General features: G+C 72.5%; 16 protein-coding genes. 2 read left to right on the top strand and 14 right to left on the bottom strand.

Annotated elements, in window-relative coordinates:
- Positions 1–7 precede the first annotated feature (7 nt).
- The 6 genes from ABZ404_RS11470 to ABZ404_RS11445 form a co-directional block, all read right to left on the bottom strand.
- Positions 8–679, bottom strand: coding sequence for a SigE family RNA polymerase sigma factor (locus ABZ404_RS11470; protein WP_358833680.1), 672 nt, complete (start codon positions 677–679; stop codon positions 8–10).
- A 317-nt stretch (positions 680–996) separates the two neighbouring features.
- A complete protein-coding gene (locus ABZ404_RS11465) occupies positions 997–2,052 on the bottom strand; it encodes an aspartate-semialdehyde dehydrogenase (protein WP_358833679.1) in 1,056 nt (351 codons plus the stop codon).
- Entirely contained in the window at positions 2,049–3,329 is a 1,281-nt protein-coding gene (locus ABZ404_RS11460; protein ID WP_358833678.1) for an aspartate kinase, read from the bottom strand. Before ABZ404_RS11460 ends, ABZ404_RS11465 begins: the two co-directional genes overlap by 4 nt.
- 298 nt (positions 3,330–3,627) lie before the next feature.
- Positions 3,628–4,287, bottom strand: a complete 660-nt coding sequence (locus tag ABZ404_RS11455) for a DUF5063 domain-containing protein (protein WP_358833677.1) — start codon at positions 4,285–4,287, stop codon at positions 3,628–3,630.
- Positions 4,280–4,879 carry a recombination mediator RecR gene (recR, locus tag ABZ404_RS11450; protein WP_358833676.1) on the bottom strand — a complete coding sequence of 200 codons (600 nt, stop codon included), beginning with the start codon at positions 4,877–4,879 and terminating at the stop codon, positions 4,280–4,282. Before recR ends, ABZ404_RS11455 begins: the two co-directional genes overlap by 8 nt.
- Positions 4,880–5,015: 136 nt before the next feature.
- Positions 5,016–5,351 (bottom strand): YbaB/EbfC family nucleoid-associated protein, encoded by a 336-nt coding sequence (locus tag ABZ404_RS11445; protein WP_358833675.1) that lies wholly within the window; start codon positions 5,349–5,351, stop codon positions 5,016–5,018.
- A 375-nt stretch (positions 5,352–5,726) separates the two neighbouring features.
- Between ABZ404_RS11445 and ABZ404_RS11440 the strand changes: the two genes are divergently transcribed.
- Entirely contained in the window at positions 5,727–6,437 is a 711-nt protein-coding gene (locus tag ABZ404_RS11440; protein ID WP_358833697.1) for an SLATT domain-containing protein, read from the top strand.
- Between the two features lie 170 nt (positions 6,438–6,607).
- On the opposite strand, the gene ABZ404_RS11435 is transcribed toward ABZ404_RS11440, so the two are convergent.
- From ABZ404_RS11435 to ABZ404_RS11415, 5 genes are all read right to left on the bottom strand, one after another.
- The gene (locus ABZ404_RS11435) at positions 6,608–7,471 is read right to left on the bottom strand and encodes a class I SAM-dependent methyltransferase (protein WP_358990334.1); all 864 of its coding nucleotides are present in this window, start codon (positions 7,469–7,471) and stop codon (positions 6,608–6,610) included.
- A gap of 92 nt (positions 7,472–7,563) precedes the next feature.
- On the bottom strand, positions 7,564–8,214 hold the full coding sequence (locus ABZ404_RS11430) for a hypothetical protein (protein WP_101389000.1): 651 nt from the start codon (positions 8,212–8,214) through the stop codon (positions 7,564–7,566).
- A gap of 174 nt (positions 8,215–8,388) precedes the next feature.
- Positions 8,389–10,803 (bottom strand): dolichyl-phosphate beta-glucosyltransferase, encoded by a 2,415-nt coding sequence (locus ABZ404_RS11425; protein WP_358832202.1) that lies wholly within the window; start codon positions 10,801–10,803, stop codon positions 8,389–8,391.
- Positions 10,800–11,465 carry a GntR family transcriptional regulator gene (locus ABZ404_RS11420; RefSeq protein WP_358832203.1) on the bottom strand — a complete coding sequence of 222 codons (666 nt, stop codon included), beginning with the start codon at positions 11,463–11,465 and terminating at the stop codon, positions 10,800–10,802. Before ABZ404_RS11420 ends, ABZ404_RS11425 begins: the two co-directional genes overlap by 4 nt.
- Positions 11,466–11,639: 174 nt before the next feature.
- Entirely contained in the window at positions 11,640–13,001 is a 1,362-nt protein-coding gene (locus tag ABZ404_RS11415) for an aspartate aminotransferase family protein (RefSeq protein WP_358832204.1), read from the bottom strand.
- Positions 13,002–13,455: 454 nt separating this feature from the next.
- Between ABZ404_RS11415 and ABZ404_RS11410 the strand changes: the two genes are divergently transcribed.
- Positions 13,456–15,291: a serine/threonine-protein kinase gene (locus ABZ404_RS11410; protein WP_358832205.1), complete on the top strand. Its 1,836-nt coding sequence runs from the start codon at positions 13,456–13,458 to the stop codon at positions 15,289–15,291.
- 42 nt (positions 15,292–15,333) lie between these two features.
- Here the strand turns inward: ABZ404_RS11410 and ABZ404_RS11405 are convergent, their stop codons facing one another.
- From ABZ404_RS11405 to ABZ404_RS11395, 3 genes are all read right to left on the bottom strand, one after another.
- Positions 15,334–16,101, bottom strand: coding sequence for a hypothetical protein (locus tag ABZ404_RS11405; RefSeq protein WP_358832206.1), 768 nt, complete (start codon positions 16,099–16,101; stop codon positions 15,334–15,336).
- Positions 16,086–16,580, bottom strand: a complete 495-nt coding sequence (locus tag ABZ404_RS11400) for a hypothetical protein (protein ID WP_358832207.1) — start codon at positions 16,578–16,580, stop codon at positions 16,086–16,088. The genes ABZ404_RS11405 and ABZ404_RS11400 overlap by 16 nt, the downstream gene beginning before the upstream one ends.
- 117 nt (positions 16,581–16,697) lie before the next feature.
- Complete coding sequence (locus ABZ404_RS11395) at positions 16,698–17,981, bottom strand: adenylosuccinate synthase (protein ID WP_358832208.1); 1,284 nt, start codon at positions 17,979–17,981, stop codon at positions 16,698–16,700.
- Between the last annotated feature and the right edge of the window lie 58 nt (positions 17,982–18,039).

Genomic DNA, 18,039 nt, shown 5'->3' with positions numbered 1-18,039 from the left:
TTGGCGCTCATACCGGTGCCTCCATGGCTATCCGGAGGGCCGCGATCCCGCGCGAACCGTACGCCTTCACCGAGCCCAGGGATATCCCCAGCGTCTCGGCGACCTGCGACTCGGTCATGTCCGCGAAGTACCGCAGCACGAGCACCTCGCGCTGGCGGCGCTGGAGGCCGCGCATGGCCTTGATCAGCGCGTCCCGCTCCAGCTGGTCGTACGCCCCCTCCTCGGCGCTCGCCATGTCGGGCATCGGCTTGGAGAGCAGCTTGAGCCCGAGGATGCGGCGGCGCAGGGCGGAGCGGGAGAGGTTGACGACGGTCTGGCGCAGATACGCGAGCGTCTTCTCGGGTTCGCGCACGCGCGAGCGGGCCGAGTGGACGCGGATGAAGGCTTCCTGGACGACGTCCTCGCAGGAGGCCGTGTCGTCGAGCAGCAGCGCGGCGAGCCCGAGCAGGGAGCGGTAGTGCGCGCGGTAGGTCTCGGTGAGGTGATCGACGGTGGTCCCCGCGGCCATGGCGTCGTCAGTGCCCTCGCGCGCCGGCGTCGGCTGCGCGGGGACGCGGGTGGGGCGCGCGGTCGGCGTGGGGGCGATCACCGGCATGCCGCCGGAAGACCGCGGCCGCCGGAGCGGACGGACCACTGAGCCGCGCACCGGAATCGCGGTGATGTCGAGAACCTCTGCCACGCCAGTTGGACACGCTTCCCCCCGTCAGGGTTGTACGCGTACGGCACCGTTTTTGACAGTGCGACAAATGCCCTCATGCGTACTCGCTCTTCCCCAATGCCCCGATATTTACGGCGCCTTGAGGGGCGACCGCATAGACGCTCCATGCCGGGCTGCCGGTTGCAGGGACACGGAAATGAATCGTGTAACAGGGCAACGGCGCAGTTCAAGTGGTACAGACCAGCGACTTGCTCACAGAGCGTTCACAGATCGTACAAAGTCTGTGGCCTTCTCGCCGGGAAATCGCTCTGGTATCCGGCCCGTATCCGGCCTGCTCTTCAGCCGGGGAAGTCGGCGGCCGCCAGCTCGGCGATCTGAGCGGCGTTCAAAGCCATGCCCTTGCGGAGGTTGTCTCCGCAGACGAAGAGATCGAGCGCGTACGGATCGTCGGGTGAACGCCGGACCCGTCCCACCCACGCGGGATCGGTGCCGACCGCGTCGGCGGGTGTGGGGAACTCCCCCGCCGCCGGGTCGTCCAGGAGCACCACGCCCGGCGCGGTGGCCAGGATCTCGTGGGCCCGCGCCACCTCGACCTCGTTCTCGAAGGTCGCGTGGACGGAGACGGAGTGGGTGGTGACCACCGGGACCCGGACACAGGTCGCGGCCACCGCGAGCCGCGGCAGACCGAGCACCTTGCGGGTCTCCTCGCGCAGCCCCAGCTCCTCGGAGGACCAGCCGTCCTCGGCCGGGTCCCCGCACCAGGGCACCACGTTGAGCGCCACCGGCGCCGCGAAAGGACCGGTGTCCTCGCCCACGGCCCGGCGCACGTCACCGGGTCCGGTGCCCAGTTCCGTACCGGCGACGAGGGAGAGCTGTCCGCGCAGGGCCGCGACTCCGGCCCGGCCGGCGCCGCTGACCGCCTGGTACGTGGAGACGATGAGCCCGCTCAGGCCGTACTCGGCGTGCAGCGCGCCCACCGCCACGATCAGCGCGAGGGTGGCGCAGTGCGGGGAGGCCACGATGCCGCGCGGCCGCATCCGTACGGCATGGGGGTTGACTTCGGGCACCACCAGCGGCACGTCCGGGTCGGTCCGGAAGGCCGCCGAGGTGTCGACGACCACGGCGCCCTTGGCCGCGGCGACCGGCGCCCACTGGGCGGCGACCTGCTCGGGCACCAGGAAGACGGCGACATCGACGCCGTCGAGCGCCTCCTCGTCCAGCGCGAGGACCTCGCACTCCTCGCCGCGCACGGTGAGCTTGCGGCCCGCCGAACGCGGCGAGGCCACCAGTCTGATCTCGCCCCAGACGTCCGCCCGCTGGGACAGGATCCGGAGCAGCACCGCGCCGGCGCCCCCGGTCGCTCCGACGACCGCGAGCGCCGGCTTGCGGGTCATCGTCCGGTGCCCCCGTAGACGACCGCCTCGTCGGAGTCGGAGTCGAGGCCGAAGGCGGTGTGCACGGCGCGGACGGCCTCGTTGACGTCGTCGGCGCGGGTGACCACCGAGATGCGGATCTCGGAGGTCGAGATGAGCTCGATGTTGACGCCGGCGTCGCTGAGCGCCTCGAAGAACCCGGCGGTGACGCCCGGGTTGGTCTTCATCCCGGCGCCGACCAGCGAGATCTTGGCGATCTGGTCGTCGTAGCGCAGCGACTCGAAGCCGATGGTCGTCTTGGCCCGCTCCAGGGCGTCGATGGCCTTGCGGCCCTCGGCCTTGGGGAGCGTGAACGAGATGTCGGTCAGCCCGGTCGAGGCGGCCGACACGTTCTGGACGACCATGTCGATGTTGATCTCGGCGTTGGCGATGGTCCGGAAGATGGCCGCGGCCTCGCCCGGCTTGTCGGGGACCCCGACCACCGTGATCTTCGCCTCGGAGACGTCGTGGGCGACTCCGGAGATGATGGCGTGTTCCACCTGCTGACCCTCCGCCTGGGAACGTGGTTCGTTGCTGACCCAGGTGCCCTGGAGTCCGCTGAAGGACGACCGCACATGGATCGGGATGTTGTATCGGCGCGCGTACTCGACGCAGCGGTGCAGCAGCACCTTGGAGCCGGACGCGGCCAGCTCCAGCATGTCCTCGAAGGAGATCCAGTCGATCTTCCGGGCCTTCTTGACCACCCGCGGGTCGGCGGTGAAGACACCGTCGACGTCCGTGTAGATCTCGCAGACCTCGGCGTCGAGCGCCGCCGCGAGGGCGACCGCCGTGGTGTCGGACCCGCCGCGGCCGAGCGTGGTGATGTCCTTCTTGTCCTGGGACACGCCCTGGAACCCGGCCACGATCGCGATGTTGCCCTCGTCGAGGGCGGTGCGGATGCGGCCCGGCGTGACGTCGATGATCCGCGCCTTGTTGTGGACCGAGTCCGTGATGACGCCGGCCTGGCTGCCCGTGAACGACTGGGCGTTGTGGCCCAGGTTTTTGATCGCCATGGCCAGCAGGGCCATGGAGATCCGCTCCCCGGCGGTCAGCAGCATGTCGAACTCACGGCCGGTAGGCATCGGGGATACCTGCTCGGCGAGATCGATCAACTCGTCCGTCGTGTCGCCCATCGCGGAAACCACGACAACGACCTGATGGCCGTTCTTCTTGGCTTCCACGATCCGCTTGGCGACGCGCTTGATGCCCTCGGCATCGGCAACGGAGGAGCCTCCGTACTTCTGCACGACAAGGCCCACGTGCGCTCCTCGCTCAGTCCATTACTGCGGTCGGCTCAGTCTAACGAGCGGGCCGGATCCGCCCGGGAGGTGCCACATCGTGAGATGTCCCGCTCGCGATGCGGCGAGTCCCGGGAGGGGGGGTCGGATCCGGTCCGCTCGTGGAGGCGCACCTGCCCCTCCACCGCGCGGGTACGCATGGTGTGGGACGGCTCACAGGGCGGCGGGGCGCCGCGGGGCGCTCGCCGTACACCGGACTCGCTCGACCGTACGCCGGACCTGCTCGACCGTACGCCGGACCTGCTCGCTCGTACGCGGACTACTTGACCGTACGCAGACCCAGCGGGCCCGCGATCTCCTCGGCCATCACCCGTCCCGCCTCGTCGGCCAGCGAGTCCTCGGACAGGTCCTCGTCCGTGTCCAGGCCGTCCAGCTCCTCCAGGGGCTGGTTGAGGCGGACATGGGCGACCAGGGACTGGAGGGCCCGCAGGGTGGCGGAGGCGGTGGAGCCCCAGTTGGAGAAGTAGGAGAACTGCCACCACCACAGGGCCTCGCTGACGCGGCCCGCGCGGTAGTGGGCGAGGCCGTGGCGCAGGTCGGTGACGACGTCGGCCAGATCGTCGGAGATCCGGCAGGGGACGGGCGCCTTGCGCGGCTCGTACGGGTCGAAGACCTCCGAGTACACGTCGATCGGCTCCAGCAGGGCGGCGAACCGCTCCCGCAGGTCGTCGACGTCCGGCTCGGGGCCGAGGTCCGGCTCGTACCGCTCGTCCGGGACGATGTCCTCGTGCGCGCCGAGGCGGCCCCCGGCGAGCAGCAGCTGGGAGACTTCCAGGAGCAGGAACGGCACGGCGCTGTCCGGCTCGTCGCCCTTGGCCACCTCGGTGACCGCGACGATGAAGGACTCGACCTGGTCGGCGATCTGGACCGCGAAGGAGTCCGGATCCTGGTTGACCGCGTGCAGCGTTGCGTCAGACATCGAGAAGTCGCCTTCCTTCAAAGGCCCGCCCGAGCGTGACCTCGTCCGCGTACTCAAGGTCTCCCCCGACGGGGAGTCCGCTGGCCAGCCGGGTGACCCGCAGGCCCATCGGTTTGATCATGCGGGCGAGGTACGTCGCCGTGGCCTCGCCCTCCAGATTCGGGTCGGTGGCCAGGATCAGCTCGGTGACGGTGCCGTCGGCGAGCCGGGCGAGCAGCTCGCGGATGCGCAGATCGTCCGGGCCGACGCCCTCGATGGGGCTGATGGCGCCGCCGAGCACGTGGTAGCGGCCCCGGAACTCACGGGTCCGCTCGATCGCCACGACGTCCTTCGGCTCCTCCACCACACAGATGACGGCCAGGTCGCGGCGGGCGTCACGGCAGATATTGCACCGCTCCTGCTGCGCCACGTTTCCGCACACCTCGCAGAACCGGACCTTGTCCTTCACTTCGAGCAGGGCGTGCGCGAGGCGGCGCACGTCGGTGGGCTCGGCCTGGAGGATGTGGAAGGCGATCCGCTGCGCGCTCTTGGGACCGACGCCGGGCAGCCTGCCCAACTCGTCGATGAGGTCCTGGACCACGCCTTCGTACAACGGACTGCCTCTCGTGGGTCTTCCGGGTGCTTACGGTAGTTGGTGGGCGGGCGCCGCAGAAGGGCGGACCCGCGTTGTTCACCACTGTTCACATGGGCGGTACCGGCCGCGCGGCGCGCCCGCGGGCGCGCCCGTCTCAGAAGGGCAGGCCCGGCATGCCGCCGAGGCCCTGCGCCAGCGGGCCAAGCTTCTGCTGCTGGAGCTGCTGGGCGTTCTCGTTGGCCGCGCGGACGGCCGCGACGATCAGGTCCGCGAGGCCCTCGGTGTCCTGCGGATCGACCGCCTTCGGGTCGATGACGAGGCCGCGCAGCTCGCCGGAGCCGGTCACGGTCGCCTTCACCAGACCGCCGCCGGCCTGGCCGTCGACCTCGGTCGCGGCGAGCTCCTCCTGCGCGCGGGCGAGGTCCTGCTGCATCTGCTGCGCCTGCTGGAGCAGCTGCTGCATGTTGGGCTGGCCACCACCAGGGATCACGGTGCACTCCGTCTTCACGTCGACTACTGCTGACTGCTGCTGTTCGCTGCTGCTGTCTGTTCCGTGCCGGAAGGATCCGGCACTCCGAGCCTACGTGGTCTCCCCGCGCCCTGCTCCGCGACTCTTTCGAGTGACTCCACGGAGGTTCTCCGACCTGATCAAGGCCCACTTACGGGGTGAAATCCCGGGATATCGGCTCTGGCCCCCACCATTCGGCGGTAGGAAGGGCCGTCACGTCTCGAGGGAGGCCGAAAAGACGTAACTGTACGTGACTGTACGTTACGTCACCGTCACTGTCGCCGTCCGTCTGCGGTGATGGATGACGTGGGATGTCGATTCGCACCGCGGAGGGAGCGCCGGGTGAGCCAGCCGGAGATGCAGCCCGAGGGGCCCCCGGGACCGCCCCGGGACGAGCGCGACCTGACCGGACGCCCGTTCCCGCTCGGCGACTGGGGCGAGCCCGCGGAACGGCTGGACGAGCTGTACCGGTGGGTCGAGGCGGGGGCGCTGCGCACGGCCGAGTGGTACCTGGCGGACCGGCTGTGGAAGCGGCGCGGGGCGCGGGCGCTGCGGGTGGGCACGGCCGGGGGCGCGATCGCCGGGGCGACGCTGCCGCTGCTCGACGTGACGGGGGCGCTGTCGGGCGCCTCCGGCTGGGGCTACGTCTTCCTCCTGCTCGGCGCGGCGTGCCTGGCCTGCGACCGCTACTTCGGGCTGACGTCCGGGTGGATGCGGGACGTGGCGACGGCGCAGGCGGTGCAGCGGCGGTTGCAGGGGCTCCAGTTCGACTGGGCATCGGAGAGCGTACGGGAGGTGCTGGGGCCCACGGAGGGGACGGCCGGGGAGGCGGCGGAGCGGTGTCTGTCGGTGCTGCGGCGGTTCTCCGAGGACGTGACGGAGTTGGTGCGGTCGGAGACGGCGGACTGGATGGTGGAGTTCCGGTCCGGGCCGGCGCCGTTGGTGATGCAGTCCCTGGCGTCCTCGTCCCCCCGCCCGGACGCGGCACCCGGCCCCGGCCGCTTCCCCCTCCCTCCGGGCACCCGCCCGAACATGCCACGCCAACGGCCCCCGGAGTCGCCCCGGTAGGCGGCCGCTGCTCCGTCTGCGGGTGAGTGGGGGCTGCTCGCGCAGTTCCCCGCGCCCCTCAGTGCCCAGGGGCGCGGGGAACTGCGCGCTCGGCCCACCACGGTCCGCGGGCCGGAACTCAGGCCGCCCGCCCGAGGACTTTCGGGAAGGGGCGGGGTGGGGGTACCGCCTCAGCGGCGCGGCAGGAGCGTTCTCGCCAGGCGTCGCGCCAGCGGGGGCCGCGGCTCCGGGGGCGCCGGAGGCGTGGCGGCGCCGCCCGGGGACGCCACCCCCTCGTGGCGGGAGCGCGGCGCCCCAGGCGCCACCGCCCTCTTCCCGTCGATCCGGATCAGCGGCGCCCCCGCCACCTCCTCCACCCCGTGCCACAGATCGGCCCGCGCCCCCAGCCACGCCAGGAGCTCGGAGCGCACCGGCCCCGGATCCGACCACGTGCCGTAGAACTTCGTGCCCGTGATGCAGACCGGCCGCAGCCCGTGCGTCGCCACCGCGCCCCACACCGCCGCCGCCACCCCGGGGCAGTGCTCCGCCCGGAAGTCGTCGAACGCCACGATCCCGTCCGGCGCGATCAGCTCCCGCGCCGCCTCGATGTCCCCGTACACGTGCTCGTACAGGTGCGAGGCGTCCACGTGGACGAAGCGGCAGCTGCCGGGACGCACCCGTGAGGTGATCACCGAGGTGGGGGCCTGGACCACCACCGGCAGCTCGTCGTGGAAGGAGAGGTAGTTCGCCTCGAAGGCCCGCCGCGTCAGGGTCGCGTACGAGCGGTCCATCTCCTCGCTGTTGGGGTCGTCCGGCGCGGGCGAGTCGAACAGGTCGCAGACCGTGAACGTCTCGCCCGCCCGCAGGTACGACCCGAGGAAGATCGCGCTCTTGCCCAGGTACGCGCCGAGTTCCAGCAGGTCACCCCGGAACCCCTGGCGTTCCTGGCGCGCCAGGAACCAGTCGAAGAGCAGTTGGTCGGCGGGCCAGAACCACCCCTTGACGTCGGAGAAGCGGGCCGGGGCGGCGCTCGCGGCGCTCGTCGTTTCTGCCATGGACCCGGTCCTACTCCCGCCGGATGGCGCGGAGTTTACGGCCGGGGGTGGGGCGGGTGGTGCCCCGGCGACATCCCCCCGCCGGTCGGGGCCTAACTGAAGATGATCATGGATCCCTGTGCCAGCGACCGCGTCGCCGCCGCGTGCAGCCCCAGCCACACGTGCCGCTCCCGGGCGAAGGGGCTCTCGTCGTACGGGATCGGGCCGGCCGGTTCCTCCAGCGAGGTCGGGCGGTCCGGCGGGGCCGGGGCCATCGGCGGGTTCACCGGGTCTATGCCGATCGCCGGGGCCACGAACTCCAGCTCCCGCAGCAGCCCGTGCGTCGAGCCCAGCGGGCCGCCGCCGGCCAGCAGCTCCTCGTTGGCGAGCGGGGTGTGGAAGTCCACCGGCACGTACGCGCCCGCGTGGTCGTAGTGCCAGACCAGATGGGACTGCTGGGCCGTGGTCTCGAACATCTCCAGGAGCTGTTCGTAGTCGCCGCCGAGCTCGTCCACCGGGGTCACCGCGAGCCGGCAGAGCTGGAGGAGGTAGGCGCGGCGCAGGAAGTGCAGCGCGTCGTAGTCGAAGCCCGCGACCGGGGCGACATCGCCCGAGAGGCCGGGCATGTACGCGAAGACGGGCACGGGCGGCAGCCCTGCCTCACCGAGTGCCTTGTCGTACGAGGCGATCTCCTCGGCGAACGGGTTGTCGGGGCTGTGGCACAGCACGTCGACGAGGGGGACCAGCCACAAGTCACAGGCCACGGGGCTCCTTACGAGGTCGCGATGGTCGGGACAGCGTAGTCCGCCGAGCACGCTCCGCGAAGCTCGCCCGTCAACTCCCGTGCCGAGCACGCGTCAACGCGCCGCCGGACCGCCGGCTCAGGCGTCCCACACGTCCCGGAAGACCCATGGACGTCTCCCCCTCGCCGTCGGCCCTCAGCGGCCCACGTCCCAGATCCATACCCCGTCCACCCGGCGGCCCTCCCTGCCGAGCAGCCGCGTCACCGTCGTGTACAGCGCCTCCTCGTTGTCCTGCGGCGGCAGGACGACGAGCCCGGCCTTCCAGTACGCCAGGTCCGCCCGCGCCTGGGCGCGCCAGCCCTCGTCGATGTGCGGGATCGCGGCGCCGTAGCGCACGTCGCGCAGCAGGTTGGAGGTCCAGCGCGGGGAGGCGCCGTAGATGCCGATGCGGTCCGGGCCCCAGGGGCCGTTGAAGTAGCCGCCGGGCAGTGGGAAGCCGAGGTCCGCGCGGACCTGCCAGTGCAGGGCGTCGGCGGCGGCCGGGTCCGGCAGCGGCACGGTCACCACGGACTCACCGGGCTTCACATACGCCCGCCACAGCCCGTCGGCGAAGAACGCCGGCACCGGCGTCCGCCCGGTCACCGGGAAGGGGGTGGGGACGATCGGCAGCAGCGCGGCCGCGACCACCGCGAGGCCGGCCGCCCGCCGCACCCGGGCCGCCGTCGTCAGGCGTCCCACCGCGAGGGCGACCAGCGCGCCGAGCGCCGGGGCGCAGACCATGGCGACCCGGCCCTCGATGACCGACTCGAAGAGCGGCCGGTGGGCGAGGGCGCGCCAGGGACCCGGCAGCACCACGTCCGTGTACGGGATCCGGATCCGCCGGCCGAGTGAGAGCAGCGCGGCGGCGGCCGCCGTGAACGCGAGCGCCTTCACCAGCGCGTGCCGCCACAGCCGTACCGTGATCGCCAGGGCCAGGACGATCAGCGGCCAGCCGTAGAAGGCGTTCTGCTCGGTCCGGTTGAGCGCCAGCCCGTCCGCCGTCGCCTCGTCGCCGAGCAGCGCCCGGCCGGAGAACTTCAGGAACGACAGCGGGCTGTTGCCCGCCGCGTCGCCGTGCAGCACCGAGTGGTAGCTCTGCTCGCCGAAGAACTGCCGGGTCAGCGGGTAGGCGACCAGCGGCAGACAGACCAGGGCGGCCACCCCCAGGCCCCTGGCGAGCGTGGGTCCGGCCTGCCGGATCACCTCGCGGCGGGCCAGGGCGTACGACAGCGCGAAGAGCAGCGTGCCGAGCGCGGCGAGCAGCAGCACCTCCTCGCCGAGGAAGATCTGGTACGCGCCGAAGAGCCCGAGCAGCACACCGTCGCGGCGCACGTCCGCGGCCGGTGCGCACAGCCGCAGGGCGCGGTCGAGGATCACCGGGATCATGAACAGGACGCAGAAGTTCGGGTGCGCGTTGGCGTGCGAGACCATCGGCGGCGCGAAGGCGGCGAGCGCCCCGCCGAGCCCCGCGGCCCACGGGCTGCCGGTCACCCACCGCGCGAACAGCCGGTACCAGGCGTACGCCGTGGCGCTCAGGCCCAGGGTGAGGACGAGCGCCCAGGTGACGGTCGGGCCGAGCGTCAGCGTCACCGGCGCGAGCGGTACGGACAGGCCCAGCATGGGCGTGTTGCCCATGAGGTTCACCCCGTCCGGATAGCCCTGGAGGGTGGTGAAGAGCGGGTCGCGCAGATGCCGGACGTTGTCGGCGGTGACCGAGAAGAACCACTCCCACTGGTTCTGGTCCTGCCCGGAGTCGGCGAGGTAGCCGTGGCCGGGATCGGCCCACAGGTTCTTGTAGAGCAGGACCGAGGCGAGCAGGAAGAGACCGGCCAGGGCGAGGCTCGTACGGCTGGCGGAGCGCGCCTTGAGGCGGACGAGTTCGAGGAGCACCCGGCCGTAGTCGGCGGGGCCGACCTTGGAGCCCTCCTGGTGGGACCAGCGGACCGGGACCTCGGCCACGGCCCAGCCGCGGCGGCGGAAGTACTGGAGTATCTCCACGTCGATGCCCCAGCCGTCGAGGCGGGCGTCCGCGAAGGCCGCGCGCGCCTTGTCGCCGTCGAAGAGCTTGAAGCCGCACTGGGTGTCGTGGATGCCGGGGACCGCGACGGCGCGTATCAGCCGGTTGCCCATCCGCCCCAGCCACTCGCGGACCCGGCTCTGGTGGACGGCTATATCGGCCTCGGGGTGAGCGCGGGAGCCGATCGCGGCGGCGGCCTCGGCGCCGTCGAGCTCCTTGGTGAGCCGGTCGAGCTCGGCGACGGGGGTGGCCAGGTCGGCGTCGGTGACCAGCACCCGGGCGCCCCGGGAGGCGGCGACGCCGAGGCGCAGGGCGTGGCCCTTGCCGTGGTTGCGGTCGGCGGCGACGAGACGGATGCGCCGGTCGGCGCCGGCCGCGTCCCGGGCGACGTCCGCCGTGCCGTCCTGGGACCCGTCGTCGACGACGATCAGCTCCCAGGAGAGCGGGGCGTCGTGGAGGTGGTCCCGGATCGCGTCCAGGGTGGGACCCAGGCGCCGTTCCTCGTTGTACGCGGGGACGACGACCGACAGGTCGAGCAGGCCGCCGTCGATCACTTCTTCAGCCGCTCCGCCCAGGTCAGCGAGTGGTCGTTGTACGCGCTGATCACGGCGTACGCGGCGTCGCCGTCGCCCTCGACCACCGCGTCGACCAGGTCGCCGTGGCCGTTCCACAGCCAGTCGCACAGGTCGGAGCGGCCCCGCAGGTACGGCACGGCGAAGACCCAGCACTGCATCCGCAGCCGGTGCAGGAAGTCCGAGATGTAGGGGTTCCCGGCGAGGGCGCCGAGCTCGCGCCAGAACCGCAGGTCGTATCCGATGAGGATGTTCAGGTCCCCGCTGCGGGCGGCGCGGGCGCACTCCTCGGCGCGGCGCCGTACGGAGACGAGGGCGGGGCCGTGCCCGGCGCCCAGCTCCGTGATCTTCTTGAAGACGCCGTTCACCACGACGGTCCGGGCCTCGACCATGCCCCGGTAGTCGTCGACGGAGAACTCGTGGACGCGGAAGCCGCGGTGCTGGTCGGAGTCGAGCAGCCCCTGCGCGGTGAGGTCGACGAGCGCCTCGCGCACGGGGGTGGCGCTGACCCCGTACTGCTCGGCGATCTGCTTGACGGTGAACTCCTCGCCGGGCTGGAGCCGCCCGGCCAGTATCTCGTCACGCAGCGCGTCGGCGATCTGCTGCCGCAGCGTACTGCGGGTCACGCCTCCACTCGCGGGCACGGGCGCCCCTCCCCTCGTCGGTGTTCCGCACACGATAGGCCAGGGGGCCCCGCGCGGGCGGCGCGGCGGGGTGGGCCGCGTCTTCGCCCGCGGGCCGGTGGGGGCCTGCCGCACGGGTCCCACCGGCCGGCGGACGAAGGACGCAAAGGGGTCCGGGGCGCGGCCCGGGAGGGATCAGACCGTGTACTCGTCCGCCACGGACAGCGCCTCGTCCAGGACCGCCAGGCCCTCCTTCGCCTCCGCCTCGGTGATGTTGCAGGGCGGGACGACATGGGTGCGGTTCATGTTGATGAAGGGCCAGAGGCCGTTCTTCTTGCAGGCCGCGCCGAAGGCGGTCATGGGGGCGGCGTCGGCGCCGGAGGCGTTGTACGGGACGAGCGGCTCGCGGGTCTCCCGGTTCCGCACCAGTTCGAGCGCCCAGAAGACGCCGGTGCCGCGCACCTCGCCGACGGCCGGGTGGCGGGCGGCGAGCTCGCGCAGACCCGGCTCCAGGACGGTCGCGCCGATGTGGGCGGCGTGGGCGACGATGCCCTCGTCCTCCATCACGTTGATGGTGGCGACGGCGGCGGCGCAGGCCAGCGGGTGCCCGGAGTAGGTGAGGCCGCCGGGGAAGGGCCGCTTGTCGAAGGTGGCGGCGATCTCGGCGGAGATGGCGACGCCGCCGAGGGGGACGTACCCGGAGTTCACGCCCTTGGCGAAGGTCATCAGGTCCGGGGTGACGCCGTACAGGTCCGCGGCGAACCACGATCCGGTGCGGCCGAACCCGGACATGACCTCGTCCAGGACGAGGACGATCCCGTACCGGTCGCAGATCTCGCGGACGCCCGCGAGGTAGCCCGGGGGCGGGGTCATGATGCCGGCGGTGCCGGGGACCGTCTCCAGGATGATCGCGGCGATACCGGCCGGGCCCTCGAAGGCGATGGTGTCTTCCAGGTGGGTGAGGGCGCGGGCGCACTCCTCGGCCTCGGTGGTGGCGTAGAAGGGGGAGCGGTAGAGGAACGGGGCCCAGAAGCGGACAACGCCCGCGGAGCCGGTGTCCGAGGCCCAGCGGCGGGGGTCGCCGGTGAGGTTGATGGCCTGGGCGGTGGCGCCGTGGTACGAGCGGTACGCGCTCAGCACCTTGTGGCGCCCGGTGTGCAGCCTCGCCAGCCGGATGGCGTTCTCCACGGCCTCGGCGCCGCCGTTGGTGAAGAAGATCTTGTCGAGATCGCCGGGGGTGCGCTCGGCGATGAGCCGCGCGGCCTCGGAGCGGGCCTCCACGGCGAAGGCGGGCGCGAAGGTGGCCAGCTTGCCCGCCTGCTCCTGGATCGCGGCGACGACCTTCGGGTGCTGGTAGCCGATGTTGGTGAAGACGAGGCCGCTGGTGAAGTCGAGGTAGCGGTTGCCGTCGTAGTCCCAGAAATACGACCCCTCCGCGCCGGCGACGGCGAGCGGGTCGATCAGGCCCTGGGCGGACCAGGAGTGGAACACGTGCGCACGGTCGGCGGCCTTCACGGCCGCGCCGGTCCGGGGGTCGGGGTCGACATGAGGGGTCATGGGGCCAGGGTAAGGAGTGGGGGGTGGGGGTGGGGATGGCCAGGTTGTCTGCCGTGGGGGGCGCGGGTCGGCAGGGTGTCGCCCCTCGCGGGGCGGTCGTCCCGGGAGACGGGTTCCCCGGCCACCTGCGGCCCGTCCCGGTCTGCTCGACCCGCAGACGAAAACCAGGCTTCACGGTCACCCGCCGGCCGGTGGTGGACTGGCCGCGCAGTTCCCCGCGCCCCTGAAGGGCCGAGCCACACATGCCCCGGCCACGCCCGCCCCCCCCAGGGGCGCGGGGAACTGCGCGAGCAAGCCTCCACGACCCGCAGACAAAGACAGGCTTCACGGCACGCCACACCCTGCGGGAGGGGGACGGGGCCGGGCCAAATTGGGGCGGTCAGGGGCACCCCCCTTCCCCTCCCACTATCCTCAGGCCGTTGAGCTCGTTCGAGCGAGGGGGGCGGCGGGCGCCATGGAGAGGCTTCAGGACGGGGATCCGCAGCGGATCGGGGCGTACCGGCTGCTCGCGCGGCTCGGGGCGGGCGGCATGGGACAGGTCTATCTCGCCCGTTCCGACCGCGGCCGCACCGTCGCCGTCAAGCTCGTGCGCGAGGACCTCGCCGCCCGCGAGGAGTTCCGGGGCCGGTTCCGGCAGGAGGTGCGGGCCGCCCGGCGCGTCGGCGGCCGGTGGACCGCCCCCGTCCTCGACGCCGACACCGAGGCCCCCGTCCCCTGGGTCGCCACCGGATACGTCGCCGGCCCCAGCCTCCACACCGTGGTGGGCGGCGACCACGGCCCCCTGCCGGAACGTTCCGTACGCGTCCTGGCCCAGGGCCTCACCCACGCCCTCCAGGACATCCACGCCGCCGGACTGATCCACCGCGATCTGAAGCCCTCCAACGTCCTCGTCACCATCGACGGCCCCCGCGTCATCGACTTCGGCATAGCCCGGGCCCTGGAGACCGCGGCCGGCGAGAACCTGACCCGTACCGGCGCGCTGGTCGGTTCGCCCGGCTTCATGGCCCCCGAGCAGGTGCGCGGCGACCGGATCACCCCGGCCTGCGACGTCTTCTGCCTGGGGTCCGTGCTGGCGTTCGCCGCCAGCGGCAGACTCCCCTTCGGCGGCAGCGACAGCGGTGTGCACGCGCTGATGTTCCGGATCGCCCAGGAGCCCCCGGAGCTGGACGGCGTCCCGGAGTCCCTGCGCGACCTCGTCCGCGACTGCCTGCACAAGACCCCCGAGTCACGGCCCTCGCTCGACGCGATCCTGGAGCGCCTGGGCCCCGAGGACGCCTCCCCCGGCCCGTGGCTCCCCGGCCCGCTGGTCGCCGAACTCGGCAGCCACGCCGTGCAGTTGCTGGACGTGGAGAACCCGGAGGGCGGCACGGCACCGACCCCCGCCCTGCCCCCGTCCCCCGCCCTGCCCCCGATGCCCGCACTCCCCCCGGGCCCCCCGCCCCCGGCCCCCACCCCGACGGTGATCTCCCCCAACGGCACGGGCACCCCGCCACCCCTCTTTCCCCCGGCCTGGGCCAACGGCAGCGGCCACGGCCACCCGCCCCAGCCCCAGTACCCCCACCCGCACCCGGCCCCGAACTCGACCCCGCACCCCAACCCGTATCTGACCTCCCCGCAGCCTCCCCACGGCTACGGCCATCCCCATCCGGCTCCCCCCTACGGCTACGGCCCGCCCCCGCCCCCCGAGGAGGAGCCGCGCCGCAGCACCAGGTCGACGGTCGCGCTCGTGGTCGTGGCGCTGGTCGTGGCGGTCGGCGCGGGCGGCTCCGTGTACGCGTACATGAACGGCGACAGCGGGAAGCCGAAGCGGGCGGGGGGCTCCTCGGCCTCGCCCGCCCCCTCGTCCGGCGAGCCGACCCCGGGCCCGGCCACCAGCGGCACGAGCGGCACGAGCCCGAGCCCGACCCCCGGCGAGAGCCCGGCCGGGGACATCCCGCGGCAGTACCTCGGGAGCTGGGCCGGGTCCATCGACAGCGGCTCCGGGCACAGCACCCGCCGCCTGGTCATCGAGCCCGGCAAGGTCGGCGACACGGTGCTCACGCTCACCGCCGACGGCCCGCTGGACTCCGGCGGCACCTACCACTGCGTCTTCCGCGCCAAGCTCGCCGCCGCGCCCACCGGCCCCGACGGCCCGCTCAAGCTCGGCCCGTCGACCGTCGAGTCCGGCCCGACCACGTCCTGCTCCCCGGGCGCCGCCACCACCGTCACGCTTCTCGCGGACGGCCGGCTGCGCCGCGAGAACGACGACACCGGCGAGCAGTTGACGTACGACAAGGCCGGGGAGCAGTGACCGGGAGGGCGGCGGGAGCCGTGCGGGGCGTACGCCGCCGGCTCAGCGGGCGGCCGCCTGCGTGACGAGTTCCTGGAGCGGCTCCGCCGACTCCGTGCCCGACCTGCCGAACGGCGCGTCGAAGCTCCAGACCAGGAACAGCAGGAAGACGATCAGTCCGCTGAAGATCCCGGCGAGCAGCAGCTCCCGGGCCGAGCGGCGGATCTGGAGCGTGAAGATCAGCCCGATCGTCACCACCGCCCCGGCCAGAAGGCCCAGCCAGACGACGTCCGGCAGGGTGGAACCGGCGCCCGCGATCCGGGTGTGCCGGGCGTCGTCGGCGGTGGCGATCTGGTCGAGCAGCGGCTGGTACGCCTGTGCCTGGAGGTCGTTGGCGGGGGCGCGGTGGGCGACGTCGCTGCGGACGGCCGCGAGCAGCGCCGCGCCGTCCGGCTCCGGCTCCTGCCCCTTGACCAGCAGGGGCCACTCGGCGGTCACCGCGTGCTGCGCGTAGGTGCCGATCTCGCCGCGGATACGGTCGCGCACGGCGGGCGGGTAGACGTCGACGCGCTGCCCGACCTCGTACAGCGCCTGGGCCTCGCGCCGTACGGAGTCCTCGGCCGCGCCGCGCGCCTCCCACACGCCCGCGATCGCGAGGCCGAGCACGATGGCGTAGACGACGCCGACCATCATCACCATGTACTCGATGACGTCGGGCGTCTCGCTGGGGTCCTCGGCCTCGGCCACCCGCCGGTGGCGCAGCACGGTGACGCTCAGGACGACGGCGCAGACGAGCGCCATGGCGACGACGAGGACTAGCCATTGCGACACGGGCGGGCTCCGGAACGGGATCGGGGGCGGAGGATGGCGGCGGCCAGGACGGCCGGGGTGGTGACGAGGAGCATCAGCGTGACCGTGGAGAACCCGGCGGGCGCCGGGTGGCCGGTCGCACTCGGGTGGTACGCGCGGCCGAGGCGGTGGCCGCGGGCCGCCGCCGGCCGCGGCACGCTCGCGTCGGCCGCCCGGACGGGGACGGCTCGCGGCCCGGGAAGCGGCCGGGCCGCCGCCACCGCCGCCCGGGGGCGGGCCGGGGACGCGAGGGGCCCGGGGCCGGGGCGTTCGCCGCGGGGCGCGGGCCGGGGCCGCGGGGCCCCGACGGGCGCGGCGGGCGCTGTGGGCGCGGGCGGCGCGGCCCTCGGCGGCGGCACGGGGCCCACCGGGCAGACGCCGGTCTCCGCGTACACCTGTGCGCCGATCGGGCCGAGCGCCACGCTCACGCCGAGGCAGAAGAGCAGCTGACGGGTGATCACACCCGGCAGAACGATTTTCCGGGCCGCCGCGATACGGCCGGGGCACCGGCAGTACCGACGCCGAAGGGCCTGCCGGTACGTACGTACCGGCAGGCCCTCGGGGGTGGAGCGTCCGTCCTACAGGAAGGAGTTGATCTCGATCGTCTCGGTCCGGCCGGGGCCGACACCGATCGCGGAGATCGGCGCGCCCGACATCTCCTCCAGCGCCTTCACGTACGCCTGCGCGTTCTTCGGCAGGTCGGAGAAGGTCTGCGCCTTGGTGATGTCCTCGGACCAGCCCGGCAGCATCTCGTAGACCGGCTTCGCGTGGTGGAAGTCGGTCTGGGAGTACGGGAGCTCCTCGACGCGCTTGCCGTCGATCTCGTACGCCACGCAGACCGGGATCTGCTCCCAGCCGGTGAGGACGTCGAGCTTGGTGAGGAAGAAGTCCGTCAGACCGTTGACCCGGGTCGCGTACCGCGCGATCACCGCGTCGAACCAGCCGCAGCGGCGGTCGCGGCCCGTCGTCACACCGCGCTCGCCGCCGATGCGGCGCAGGTCCTCGCCGTCCTGGTCGAACAGCTCGGTCGGGAACGGACCGGCGCCGACGCGGGTCGTGTAGGCCTTGAGGATGCCGATGACGCGGCTGATCTTCGTGGGGCCCACGCCCGCACCCGTGCAGGCGCCGCCCGCGGTCGGGTTCGACGAGGTCACGAAGGGGTACGTGCCGTGGTCGACGTCAAGGAGCGTGCCCTGGCCGCCCTCGAAGAGGACGACCTTGCCCTCGTCGATCGCGTCGTTGAGGATCAGCGTCGTGTCGGCCACGAACGGCTTGATCTGCTCCGCGTACTGGAGCATCTCCTCGACGATCTTCTCCGCCTCGATCGCGCGGCGGTTGAAGACCTTGGCGAGCAGCTGGTTCTTCGACTCCAGCGCCGCCTCGACCTTCTGCGTGAGGATCGACTCGTCGTACAGGTCCTGGACGCGGATGCCGACGCGGTTGATCTTGTCCGCGTAGGTCGGCCCGATGCCGCGGCCGGTGGTGCCGATCTTGCGGGACCCGAGGAACCGTTCCGTCACCTTGTCCAGGGTGACGTTGTACGGCGTGATCAGGTGAGCGTTACCGCTGATGAGCAGCTTGGACGTGTCGACGCCGCGCTCGTTCAGCCCGCTCAGCTCGGAGAGCAGGACCGCCGGGTCGACGACGACTCCGTTGCCGATGACCGGGGTACACCCCGGCGAGAGGATCCCGGAAGGGAGAAGATGCAGCGCGTACTTCTGGTCGCCGACGACGACGGTGTGGCCGGCGTTGTTGCCGCCCTGGTAGCGCACTACATAGTCAACGGATCCACCGAGGAGGTCGGTGGCCTTTCCCTTGCCTTCGTCACCCCACTGAGCACCGAGCAGCACAAGTGCGGGCACAGGCGTACACCCCTTCCGGGCGGGGCATGTCCAAGGTCAGGGGCGTGTCGCCGCCCTC

This window comes from Streptomyces sp. NPDC005878 (genome assembly GCF_040629815.1).
Classification (GTDB): domain Bacteria; phylum Actinomycetota; class Actinomycetes; order Streptomycetales; family Streptomycetaceae; genus Streptomyces.
Note: the sequence above shows the minus strand (reverse complement) of the source record. Positions and strands in the feature narration are given on the sequence as shown.

What these genes read in the sequence shown, in the direction of transcription:
- ABZ404_RS11465 (WP_358833679.1), bottom strand. Translation starts at nt 2,052, where the DNA reads ATGACCCGCAAGCCGGCGCTCGCGGTCGTCGGAGCGACCGGGGGCGCC.
- ABZ404_RS11455 (WP_358833677.1), bottom strand. Translation starts at nt 4,287, where the DNA reads ATGTCTGACGCAACGCTGCACGCGGTCAACCAGGATCCGGACTCCTTC.
- ABZ404_RS11440 (WP_358833697.1), top strand. Translation starts at nt 5,727, where the DNA reads ATGCAGCCCGAGGGGCCCCCGGGACCGCCCCGGGACGAGCGCGACCTG.
- ABZ404_RS11435 (WP_358990334.1), bottom strand. Translation starts at nt 7,471, where the DNA reads ATGGCAGAAACGACGAGCGCCGCGAGCGCCGCCCCGGCCCGCTTCTCC.
- ABZ404_RS11415 (WP_358832204.1), bottom strand. Translation starts at nt 13,001, where the DNA reads ATGACCCCTCATGTCGACCCCGACCCCCGGACCGGCGCGGCCGTGAAG.
- ABZ404_RS11410 (WP_358832205.1), top strand. Translation starts at nt 13,456, where the DNA reads ATGGAGAGGCTTCAGGACGGGGATCCGCAGCGGATCGGGGCGTACCGG.